10 protein-coding genes are annotated in these 11191 nt (G+C 39.2%); 2 read left to right on the forward strand and 8 right to left on the reverse strand.

Features of this window, described 5'->3' with window-relative positions; genetic code table 11:
- Positions 1-236 precede the first annotated feature (236 nt).
- Entirely contained in the window at positions 237-1499 is a 1263-nt protein-coding gene (gene hflX / locus IC621_RS21680; RefSeq protein ID WP_191161380.1) for a GTPase HflX, read from the reverse strand.
- Between the two features lie 27 nt (positions 1500-1526).
- The gene (erm, locus tag IC621_RS21685; RefSeq protein ID WP_191161382.1) at positions 1527-2372 is read right to left on the reverse strand and encodes a 23S ribosomal RNA methyltransferase Erm; all 846 of its coding nucleotides are present in this window, start codon (positions 2370-2372) and stop codon (positions 1527-1529) included.
- A gap of 956 nt (positions 2373-3328) precedes the next feature.
- Between erm and IC621_RS21690 the strand changes: the two genes are divergently transcribed.
- Positions 3329-4465 carry an MFS transporter gene (locus IC621_RS21690; RefSeq protein WP_191161384.1) on the forward strand — a complete coding sequence of 379 codons (1137 nt, stop codon included), beginning with the start codon at positions 3329-3331 and terminating at the stop codon, positions 4463-4465.
- Positions 4466-4511: 46 nt separating this feature from the next.
- Here the strand turns inward: IC621_RS21690 and IC621_RS21695 are convergent, their stop codons facing one another.
- A complete protein-coding gene (locus IC621_RS21695) occupies positions 4512-5408 on the reverse strand; it encodes a LysR family transcriptional regulator (protein WP_191161386.1) in 897 nt (298 codons plus the stop codon).
- A 139-nt stretch (positions 5409-5547) separates the two neighbouring features.
- Between IC621_RS21695 and thrC the strand changes: the two genes are divergently transcribed.
- Entirely contained in the window at positions 5548-6819 is a 1272-nt protein-coding gene (thrC, locus tag IC621_RS21700; RefSeq protein ID WP_191161388.1) for a threonine synthase, read from the forward strand.
- A gap of 214 nt (positions 6820-7033) precedes the next feature.
- Here thrC and IC621_RS27260 read toward each other — a convergent pair whose 3' ends face one another.
- From IC621_RS27260 to IC621_RS21720, 5 genes are all read right to left on the reverse strand, one after another.
- A complete protein-coding gene (locus tag IC621_RS27260; protein WP_396653100.1) occupies positions 7034-7132 on the reverse strand; it encodes a hypothetical protein in 99 nt (32 codons plus the stop codon).
- Between the two features lie 28 nt (positions 7133-7160).
- The gene (locus tag IC621_RS21705) at positions 7161-8006 is read right to left on the reverse strand and encodes an alpha/beta hydrolase (protein ID WP_191161390.1); all 846 of its coding nucleotides are present in this window, start codon (positions 8004-8006) and stop codon (positions 7161-7163) included.
- Between the two features lie 110 nt (positions 8007-8116).
- Positions 8117-9139: a FecCD family ABC transporter permease gene (locus IC621_RS21710; protein ID WP_191161392.1), complete on the reverse strand. Its 1023-nt coding sequence runs from the start codon at positions 9137-9139 to the stop codon at positions 8117-8119.
- On the reverse strand, positions 9132-10139 hold the full coding sequence (locus IC621_RS21715) for a FecCD family ABC transporter permease (RefSeq protein WP_191161394.1): 1008 nt from the start codon (positions 10137-10139) through the stop codon (positions 9132-9134). The genes IC621_RS21710 and IC621_RS21715 overlap by 8 nt, the downstream gene beginning before the upstream one ends.
- A 20-nt stretch (positions 10140-10159) precedes the next feature.
- The gene (locus tag IC621_RS21720) at positions 10160-11170 is read right to left on the reverse strand and encodes an ABC transporter substrate-binding protein (RefSeq protein WP_191161397.1); all 1011 of its coding nucleotides are present in this window, start codon (positions 11168-11170) and stop codon (positions 10160-10162) included.
- Positions 11171-11191 lie beyond the last annotated feature (21 nt).

Genomic DNA, 11191 nt, shown 5'->3' on the forward strand with positions numbered 1-11191 from the left:
TACGAAAGTCAGCCAGACAATACAAATTAGGCCACATTACTTGAGGCGCTGGTCGGAAAAATACCAGTGTAATTATAGTGATTGCACGCTTATATGAATAATTGCACCTTCAACGAAATTTTTGCGCCGTCCTTCAATTATTTGCACCGTCAGCGAAAAAAACGGGAATGCGCTTTTGCATCCCCGTTTTTTTATGATGGAACTACCCATTTACTAATCGATAAGTGTTCCATATCTCAATTACTAAGAACATATTCCTTATACTTTTCAAAATCACTTTGTTTACATTCCAATGTCAACTTAGTGCCGCTCGGTTCATAGTCAGTCGATATTACATGAGCATTTTCATTAAAATAAGAGGTTAATTGTCCTCGATCATAAGGAATCAGCAGCTCACAGTGAATATAATCCTTAAAAATATGGTTGGTAATCAGGTTGAGCAGTTCATCCATTCCCATTTTTTGTTTAGCTGAAAGATATACTGAATCCTTTTCCACCCTTGGAATCTTACTATCTGTTAAATCACCTTTATTAAAGGCGAAAACGACAGGGATATTTTCGATGCCAATACTTTCCAATGTTTGCTTTGTAACATTAATTAGCTTTTGATGATTAGGATCTGAATAATCTACAACATGAATCAATAAATCGGCTTCTGCCACTTCCTCCAGTGTAGAGCGGAACGCTTTCACAAGATGATGGGGCAATTTGCTCACAAAACCAACTGTATCGGTAAGCAGAAAGGATCTTTTGTCAGGAAGCTTTATTTTTCTGACAGATGTTTCAAGTGTTGCAAACAACATATCCTTCTCAAAAACTTGTTTGTTTAAGGATTGATTATACATTTCTACCAATGCGTTCATAATGGTGGATTTTCCAGCATTGGTATACCCTACTAAAGAAACAACAGGGACTTCCCTTCTTTGCCGTTGTTTACGCTGGGTTTCGCGATTTGCAACAAGCAACTCTAATTCCTTAGTCAAAGCAGTTATTTTTTCTTCAATTTTTCGCCTGTCTAGTTCTAATTTTGTTTCTCCAGCCCCTCTGTTTTTCAAACCTGCTCCTCCGCCCTGCCTGCCTAAGGATTCTCCCTGGCCGACTAATCGGGGCAGCATATATTCCAATTGTGCTACTTCGACTTGAAGTTGTGCTTCTCTCGTTTTGGCGCGAAGAGCGAATATATCTAATATCAGCATCGTTCGATCAATCACTCTTCCTTTAAGCTTTTCCTCAAGCACGCGAATTTGTGACGGAGATAGCTCATCATTAAAAATCACGAGATCAGCACCAGTCATGTGAAACAAATTGATAAGCTCTTGAACCTTGCCTGCTCCTATATAATGGGATTTATTAATTCGGCTTAGGTTTTGAGTCATTTCACCAACTACTTCTACATTATTTGCGGCAGCCAATCCCTTTAATTCCTCCATAGAATAGTCAAAGTCATCCTGGTTTTTAAGGTTTACACCTACAACTATTGCTTTCTGTTTTTTGGTCATTTTCCATTCCCTCCGGTTCTTTTTGATTTAGTATTTTTTTGCCTTCGGCCAATTCGGCCGCTTAACATACTGAACCATTGTATTGAAAACAATTCCCCACTGATGTTCGGTCAATAAATGGATAGGCGTATCACGGTTAACCCCTAGATTTCTCACCAAATGCTTCATTTGTGGTGGAGTAAACACGCCTTTTAACGCCTGATGGAATTCCAGCTTAGGATATTTCAAGCTATATTCAGCAAGACCTGTAAAACTGGCATGAAACCGGGGATGAACAGGCGGTTTAACTTTTCTCCGTATCCGTAAGACTGCTGAGTCAACCTTTGGCGGAGGGGAAAAGTTTTTTCGAGAAATTCCTTTCACGTATTCTAAATCAAACCACATCCGCCACTTCAAAATGAGAGGATTGGTTATGGAATCAGATGTAAAGCGTTTAGCTGCTCCTTTTTCCATTACTAACACTCCTCTTCGTAAAGAATTATTGGGCTGATTCAGAAGCATCTTTAAGATTGGTGTAGTAATGGCATATGGAATATTAGCGACTACAGTAAAAGGCTCTTTTGGAAGATGAGAACTCAATATATCCTTTTGAATAATTTTTATATTTGAATTTGAAGCTGCCTTTCTCTGAAGGACTTCTACAAAACCTTCATCATACTCGATAGCCAATACCTTACCTGCTTTTTCAGCCAATGGAAAAGTGAGCGCTCCTTTTCCAGCTCCAAGCTCCACCACTGTATCACTTGAACTTACATTTGCCTTTTCAATTAAATCTTTAATGATCTGTTTATTGTGCATAAGATGCTGCCCAGAAAAATTGGGGCCTTCTATACATTTACGTACCTTACGATGACGTTTATTTTGTCTTCTCATGCTTATCCTCCATTACTTTTTATTAATTAGGTCTTTTTAGGGCTTGTTGATGAATCACCGATTTATCCAGTCCCCCATTTAACCTCAAACCTCCAGAGCTGCTTAATCTTTCGAAGTAAGAGACCATGTTGTTAGAAGCAGCAAAGCCTCCGAAAACAGCCAAAATAAAAAACACAGACAATCTGCCTGTGTTTAAGTAAATGGATAAGGACATACCTAAAGAAAACCGAAAAGGATAAGTTGTTTTTCAAAAAGATCAACAACCGTCCCTTACAAACTATACTTTTGGTCCTTTAATGAAGAATGACGTACTGAATGAAACTTAACCCATTCGCCAAGGTTAAGAACAAATAACGTAATTCTACATCGATATTTTGTTTTCTATTTTTAAAGACAACAAAAAAGAGGGTAGAATCGTCCCCTCTTTTTCATTAAATCGTAAAATAAAGGTTTCCTTAAAAATAGGCAGACCAATCCCATCTACTCTGCACACAAGCAGAGCCTTTGAACATATTCAATTACTGGTTCAAAGTTTGGAATCTAAGTCTAATTGATGCCATTACAAGGAAAACCTCCATTTCTCTAAAGTTGGTAAAAATATAACATAAATTACCTGCTAAATCAATAAAAAATATTATATTCTTTACTTTATTACAACATCTTATTGTTACTTAGATCTTCCTTCATATTTCCACGCTTAAACAAACGTTTGATTATGATCATTACATGCAGGTGAACGAACCACCCTTTCTCCCTCTCTTTAAGCTGGACAAGAACTTCATCTACACTGATTGAACTGCTGTTATTAAAAATACCTCTCATTGGATCTTAAGAAGTGAATTCATCACTCAGCTTAAAGTTTAAAGGGATAAGTAGGTTCTTTTTTAATACCATCAAAAGCCCACTTTCCATTTATTTGAATACCATATAAAAAACCTTTATTTTGGAGGTATTCTATGTCTCAAAAAGATAGGTTACGTTTGGCCGTAGGGTGGATTACATTATTTCTTATTGGAACTGATTTATTTGTCGTTTCACCATTACTGCCATTTATTTCAGAGGAGTTTGGGATTACTTCTGCGGACGCGGGGTGGATGGTAACCGTTTTTGCTGTAACCTATGCTGTTTCTGCGCCTTTTTTTGGCTGGTTGTCTGATAAAAAGGAAAAGGGGATCCTTATCACCTGCGGTTTAATTCTTTTTGCTTTTTCTAATGCGTTAACCGGTCTTGCTTCTTCCTTTTCATGGGTAATCGTCAGCCGGTTTTTAGCCGGCTTATCTGTAGCTTCAATAACACCTTTAATTTATGCAATCATCGGAGATATAGCGCCTCCCAAGAGGCGGGGAGTATGGCTTTCGATTGTCGTTTCAGGGCATTTAATGGCTCTTTCGGCTGGAGCACCTTTCGGAACATTGCTAGAACACTTTGCCTGCTGGCGTTCTGTATTTTTCACAATGGCTTTTGCTGGCGTAACTTTAGCCCTTATCAATTTCAACATATGGAGAACTGTTCCCAATAACCGTTCAAGAAACTATCAAAAGCAAGGGAATCTTCTTAGAATACTGAGATCTGTAAGTGTGACGACAATCTGGGCGATTTCCATGTATGCTCTTTATGTATACCTTGGGGCTGCTCTTTATTCTGAAAACCAATTCTCCTCGTCGGAAATTGCATTGGCCGTAGCCTTTTATGGAATCGGCGCTGTTTTAGGGAGTCTTTCAAGCGGTCAGTTAACCCATAGGTTCGGAGAGCATACCCTATCAAAGGTTACACTCCTTTTGCTAACAATAACCCTTTTAGCAATCGGGATTTTCTTTTCAGCTGGAGGTTGGCTTTATTTTTTCCTGTTCATGTGGGCATTGGTTGGATATGCAGGGTTCACCTCCTATCAGGCCCGCCTTGCAGCCGAATACCCCGAGGACCGAGGAATTGCCATGGCATGGAATAATACAGCCCTATATATTGGAATTACACTAGGATCTATGCTTGGAGGATATGTCATCACTATTTGGGGATATTCCATGCTGCCATTTGTTTGTGCGGGAACGGCAATTATTAGTTTTTTTCTCAGCAATTATAAGGGAGAAAAATAAACACATCATTTCTGCCTAAAAAGAGGAGTAAAGGCAGCTTAGATTCTTATTTATCCCCATCAACCTCATCCGTAACCTTTTGTATGAAATGATGTGCTGTTTCTGAATATGCCTCCTCTTTTCTTGTACATAATGAAATAGGGTTTTTTAATTCAATCTCTTCTACATTAACCTTTACAGCGTCTCCGCGTGCGATGTATTCTTTCACTTCGAGTGATGATGCAAACGTAACTCCATAACCTTCGATCACAGTTCTGATCGTTTCATTTAACCCATTGATTTGCACTCCAATAACTGGTTCATTTACGTTGTTTACTTTACACAAGGAAACCAATTTTTCCCGCGCCGAGCTGCCTTCTTCGCGAAAAACAAATGGTTCTCTTGCAATTTCAGCCAATGTCACTTTTTTTGCTGCAAACCTATGGTCTTTATGTACAATAAACCACATATCATCTTCAAATAATTTCACACTATGGATGAGCTGATTATCCTCTTTTCTCCCGCCAATAAACGCTATTTCTGCTTCATAATTGATTAATTGCTGAATCGCTTTTTTTGAATTAGTAGTCGTTAGTTCTACTTCAACATCGGGGTATCTTTGTTTGTACCGCCCAATCCATTTTGGAAGTAAAAAGTTCGCGGGAAGATGAGTTGCTGCGATACGCAGCCTTCCTGTATATCCATTTTTATATTGCTCAACATATGCTTCAATTTCTTTTTCAAGCGAAAACAACCTCTTAGCATGTTTAGCTAGTTCATGTCCTGCCTCAGTTAATAAGATCCCTCTGCCCTTCGGAGCTAATAAAATCAAACCACTTTCTTGCTCTAACCTTTTAATTTGTGATGTTACGGCAGGCTGACTAATGTTAAGTTCCTCAGCAGCCCTTGTAACATTGCCTTTTTCAGCGACCATGTGGAATAGTCTTAATGCATGAAGATTCATCATTCACCTCTATATTCATAAATTATAGTTATTAATACTAAATAAATATATATTAGATTTATTAAAAATTCTCTTTTATTCTAATATTACAAATACTAATCTTCAACTTAATTTTTCCAATGAGAGGACGGCTATAATTATGAAGCTTGTTTGCATCGACTGCGGGAAAGAATTGTCAAAGGGCGAATTTGATTATCATTGTACATGTGGAGGATTGTTTGATATCGTCCATGATTTCAGGGAATACGATGCTGATTTATTGAAACAATTATTTCACAAACGACTTTCTGAACGGATGACACCTTATGCCAGCGGGGTTTGGAGATATAAAGAATTAATTTTTCCAGAGCTGCCTGACGAGGATATTGTCACAAAATATGAAGGGAATACAGGGTTATACTCTTCAGCATCCATACAAAAGTACACGGGTGTTAGACAAGTGTGGGTAAAGGCACAAAGTGAGAATCCGAGCGGTTCCTTTAAGGATAATGGCATGACTGTCGCCGTTTCTCATGGAAAATCGTTGAGGTATAAGAAATTCACTTGCACTTCAACTGGTAACACTTCATCTTCTTTAGCGATGTATGCTTCAATCGCTAATGCTGACTCTTATGTTTTCGTTCCAGATAAAGATATTTCGATAAATAAAGTTTTGCAGACATTAGCCTATGGGGCAAAGGTCTTTAGTTTTGGAGGAACCTATGACCATGGCATTCAGTTTTTAGAGAAATATAGCAGCGATCTAGGATTATATGTATGCAATTCAATCAACCCATTTAGAATTGAAGGGCAAAAAAGTATTATTTATGAAGCGGCGCAATATTTGAACTGGGAATTGCCTGATTGGATCATCGTACCTGGGGGCGCTTTAAGTAATGCAACAGCTTTAGGTAAAGGGCTACAAGATTTATTTACACTTGGATTTATTGATAAAATGCCGCGAGTGGCAATCGTACAAGCAGAGGGGGCAAGCCCCTTTCATAAGTTGGTAGCTGAAGAGAAAGAGGAGCTGATTCCTGAACCTTTTCCCTATACTCGGGCTTCCGCGTTGAATATTGGTCATCCCCCTAGCTGGAAAAAGGCACTGCAAACGTTAAAGGGAACAAATGGGATAACAATATCCGTACCAGATGAAGAAATTCTTGACGCAAAAGCAGTTATTGATAGAAGTGGGATTGGTTGTGAGCCTGCTTCAGCTGCAACGATTGCAGGGCTTCGCAGCTTAGTGTCTCAGCAGCTGATTGACAAAGAAGAATCGGTTCTATGTATTTTAACTGGAAATATGCTAAAAGATACAGATGTCTTAAATGAATATCATTTTGGCGACAGCATCAATGCAGCGTTTAAAAATACATTACAAAATGCTGGTTTAACACTCAATACTATTAGAAAGTTCATAATTGACAGATAGCACTATAATATTTGGTGGGGATTTACTCGCCTTTTACAGTGGTACCTTCTTTGGATTTGATATCTATTGAAATACCCTACACTCAGCTAGCAGTACGCTAGCTGAAAGCATCAATATTTAATTTTTCAAACACCTCTCTATATTTATATTAAGTTAATATCCTATATTCAATTTGCACTTTTTTACTTTACTTTGGCTTAATCATTTATTTCCATCAGCTAAAGATAATATTCCATAAGCTATAAATCATGATTACTACAAGCAATGACCCTGACAGCCTATAAGCTATCCCAAAAGCCAATCCAACTACAATACCAAAGACAGGTTCATAGTTCTAAGTACTATTTCCCAATCGATTCGGTATGTGATTGCAAGGAAAAGCGTAAAGATTTATTAATAAGAGGCGGCAGGACAGATGTATGACCTTCTTCCTCAAATTGAATGAATTTTACATTCAACCCTTGATTTTTATAGGTAGAAAGTCGCTCTGACATTTTTTTGGCATGTTCTCCGATTTTGAAAATTTTATGTTCTTTCTCTAATTCACCAATTCCTATTAACAGATTGGCGTGAATTTCATCTCTTTCGAGTCGATTGATAAATGTTTTTTCTTTCTCAAGAATGCTCCGCTCATTCCAATGGATCGAAGGGCTTCCTGCGATATATGTTTGGAAAGAAGCATGGTTCGAGAAAAGGGTATACAATACAAATAATCCACCAAGTGAATGACCGAAGATCGTTTGCTTATTTGGATCTGTCTTATAGGTCCGGTGAATCTTCGGCTTTAGTTCTTCTTCTATAAAAGCTAAGAACTCCCTAGCTCCACCTTGTTCAGGCCATGCTGTGCCATCAGGCTTTAAGGGCAATGACTCGTCTGCTTGTGCCATTGTATAATCGTAAAAACGTTCAGAAGAAAAAGGGACCTCTGTCGGATAACCAATTCCGACAACAACAGCCGGTACAACTCCTGTTTTCTCAGGTCTCCTCGATTGAATTCTGACTGCTTCCACGACCGTTCCGAATATGGAATTACCATCTAACAAATAAATCACCGGATAACCAGATGGCGGTGGATCCTCACTTGGCTTTGAAACAAAGATTCGATATTCTCGATTCGTTTTAGAAACAATCTGATGCTGTTCAGTCCCCGCAATCGTAAACGGACAAGATAATGATATTTCTTCCATTATCTATTCTCCCTCCTTTCCCTTTTCATCTAATTTTTGGAGCCGTCTTACAAACGTACGATTACTTAAACTTAAAATACTCATTCGTTATCCCCTCCTAAACTTTCTTCCTACACTTTGGCTTTAAACAATAAATAGATAAAGTAAGGTACACCAATGATAGAAATGACAATCCCAACAGGTAGTTCGACCGGAGAGAAGACAGTTTTGGCAATAAAATCGGCAATAATGACAAGAAGCATGCCAATGGTTCCACTAACGGGAATGACCCGGTTGTGATGAATGCCGACTAGACGCTTGCCGATGTGAGGCGCTATTAGACCAACAAATCCAATGCTTCCGGATACCGAAACGCACGCACTTACGATTCCGATACTGCATAAAAGCATTACATTTTTTTCCCTTTCTGTTGATACTCCCAGACCTGTAGCACTTTCCTCCCCTAATTGAAATATATCAAGAATATACGATTTTCTTATAATGATAGGAACTAAAATGACAAGCCAAGGCAGCATGGATAGGATATATTCCCAGTTTGCGTTCCAAATGCTTCCTGTGAACCATACCGTCGCCATTTCAAAGTCCTGCGGATTCATTTTTAGTGAAACATATAGAGACAAGGCTCCGAATCCAGATCCTATGGCAATTCCGACCAGAATAAGACTCTGGGGATCCAATCTACCATTTCTCCAAGCAAAAAGATAAATCAAAGCAGCAGCTCCTAAACCACCAATCATTCCAAAGATAGGCATCGCCAAAATAGACAACCATCCGCTTCCAGTTATTTGACCCTGAAAAAAGAACATAAAAAGAACAATAGCCGTCCCTGCCCCTGCATTTATTCCTAAAATCCCTGGTTCAGCGAGTCCATTTCTGGTTATCCCTTGAAGTACAGCTCCTGCAACACCTAGACCAAAACCGACTAATGCCGCAATCACAATGCGGGGCAGTCGAAACTCAAATATGATTAAATCATAATCCGGGACTGGGTCGATTCGAAAAAGAGTCCTCAACACATCCATCACCGCAATGTCAAATGCCCCATTCGTTAGACTGACATAAATTGCCGCCAAGGTCATCACAAAACTGGCGGTTAACACCAACCAAAACCGCCTTACCGAGTCTTTAGGCATGTTTCAACCCTCCTCTCTTTCGGATTAAATAGAGGAAGAACGGAACACCGATTAACGCGGTGACAACCCCGATTGGTGTCTCGAATGGATAATTTAAAAATCTGCTAAAGATATCGGATAGGGCTAAAAAGATGGCTCCAAGTACGCCAGAGCAAGGAATAATCCAACGATAATCAAAACCGACCAGAAACCGGGTAATATGGGGAATAATCAACCCTACGAAACCGATATTACCGGCCAAAGCAACAGAAATACCGGTTAATATGACAACACTAGTGGTAGCAACCACTTTTATTAGGACGGTTCTTTGCCCCAAGCTTACGGAAATTTCGTTGCCCAATGAAAGAATCGTAACTGACCTTGAAATAAATAGAGCCATAGCAACCCCCACAAGTGCAAAAGGAAAGGCTAGTTTGATTAGGTTTGGATCCATCTGATGCAGTCGGGCATTATACCAAAAACTAATATTCTGTGAAACTTGATAATAGGTAGCCATGGCTGCTGAAATGCTACTCAAAAACGTTCCAATAATAGTTCCAATAATAGCCATTCGAACTGGGGACATTCCATTGGGTAATAGTGACGCAAATCCAAAGACGATGCCTACAGCGATTGCTGAACCAATAAGGGAATAGATGATCATATCCAAAGAAGAAGCATTTGGAATAAAAATCATGCAAAAAGTAATGGCAAGAACCGATCCGTCAGAAACCCCCATAATAGAAGGGGATGCAAGATAGTTTCTTGTCATCCCCTGCATAATCGCTCCCGATATGGCCAGAAATGCTCCAATTAGAATCGCTCCGATTACCCTTGGCAGGCGGGAATACATCACAATTTGATGATCTACATTTCCAGAATCAAAATGAAAAAATGCACCCCAAACCGTACTCCAACCGATATCTTTTGCTCCATAAAGAATGGAGGAAAGAATGGTGAACACAATGACAAGGGGCGAGAGCCATAATATAAAGGTCGGCAAAGGAATTTTTTTTCGCATATCATTTTTCTCTCTTTATTTTATTCATTGGACAGCTTCTCAACAGCTGCTTCAAGGAAGTTAATCTTACTCCATGCTGTACCGCCTTGCGCGAGAGGATCAACAACATTGACGAACACTTTATCATTATTCACCGCCTTGATACTTTGCCAAATTGGGTTGGTTTGCAGCTCCTCTAAAGCTTTAGGCTGATCCTTATTCTCATCCACAGAGAACTGTACAAAGAGGTAATCAGGATTTATTTCACTGAATTTTTCCAGTGAGATCATTTCCTGCGTTTTCGCAGCTTTGACTTGTTCTGGTACTGTCAGTCCCAAATCTTTGTATAGCGAAGGATTGAAGAATACATCATCACGATAAATCATAATATTTCCGCCTCTAATTCGAACGATGACAACCTTCTTATCTCTTAATTGCTCACTTAATTGCTCCTTCGCTGCCGCGGCATCATCCTTATACTTTTGTAAAACTTGTTCCGCTTTTTCCTGTTTTCCTGTTAACTCTGCCAAAAGGCGCAAGTTTTCTTCCCAATCCGTTGAAATAGTGGAAATCGGGATTGTTGGAGCGAATTTAACTAATTTGTCGCTAACATCCGCTGGGAATTTTGTGGTGCCCAAGATGACATCCGGTTTAAGTTTCAGTATGGTTTCCATATTGGGCTGTGCTTTTTCTCCAATTGATTCTGTGGAATCTGTGATTTCCGCAAACATATCTGGAAACTCTCCTCCTATGGTAATACCGCCAACCGGTTCGACTCCAAGTACAAGCGCATCCTCCATTGCTTCAAGACTGCCGGTGATCACAATTTTTTCTGTCTTTGCAGGAACCGCATAATCTTGACCGAGGTAATTGATGCTTCTTGGTTCATTTGTAGTATCTTCTTTTTTCTCCTCCACCGAATTGTTTTCTGTCGTATTCTCTTCTGCTGCGGTTGCATTTACTGGTTCAGTAGCTTCATTTTTATCACCGCACGCTGCCAATAATAGAATTAGTAAAGCAATAAGGCCTAAACCAGGATATTTCTTTTTCATAATGGCTGAAAAACTCCTCTC

The organism is Metabacillus arenae (assembly GCF_014773385.1).
GTDB classification, from domain to species: domain Bacteria; phylum Bacillota; class Bacilli; order Bacillales; family Bacillaceae; genus Metabacillus_D; species Metabacillus_D arenae.

Coding starts and splice junctions, on each gene's coding strand:
- hflX (WP_191161380.1), bottom strand. CDS start 1,499: ATGACCAAAAAACAGAAAGCAATAGTTGTAGGTGTAAACCTTAAAAAC.
- erm (WP_191161382.1), bottom strand. CDS start 2,372: ATGAGAAGACAAAATAAACGTCATCGTAAGGTACGTAAATGTATAGAA.
- IC621_RS21690 (WP_191161384.1), top strand. CDS start 3,329: ATGTCTCAAAAAGATAGGTTACGTTTGGCCGTAGGGTGGATTACATTA.
- IC621_RS21695 (WP_191161386.1), bottom strand. CDS start 5,408: ATGAATCTTCATGCATTAAGACTATTCCACATGGTCGCTGAAAAAGGC.
- thrC (WP_191161388.1), top strand. CDS start 5,548: ATGAAGCTTGTTTGCATCGACTGCGGGAAAGAATTGTCAAAGGGCGAA.
- IC621_RS21705 (WP_191161390.1), bottom strand. CDS start 8,006: ATGGAAGAAATATCATTATCTTGTCCGTTTACGATTGCGGGGACTGAA.
- IC621_RS21710 (WP_191161392.1), bottom strand. CDS start 9,139: ATGCCTAAAGACTCGGTAAGGCGGTTTTGGTTGGTGTTAACCGCCAGT.
- IC621_RS21715 (WP_191161394.1), bottom strand. CDS start 10,139: ATGCGAAAAAAAATTCCTTTGCCGACCTTTATATTATGGCTCTCGCCC.
- IC621_RS21720 (WP_191161397.1), bottom strand. CDS start 11,170: ATGAAAAAGAAATATCCTGGTTTAGGCCTTATTGCTTTACTAATTCTA.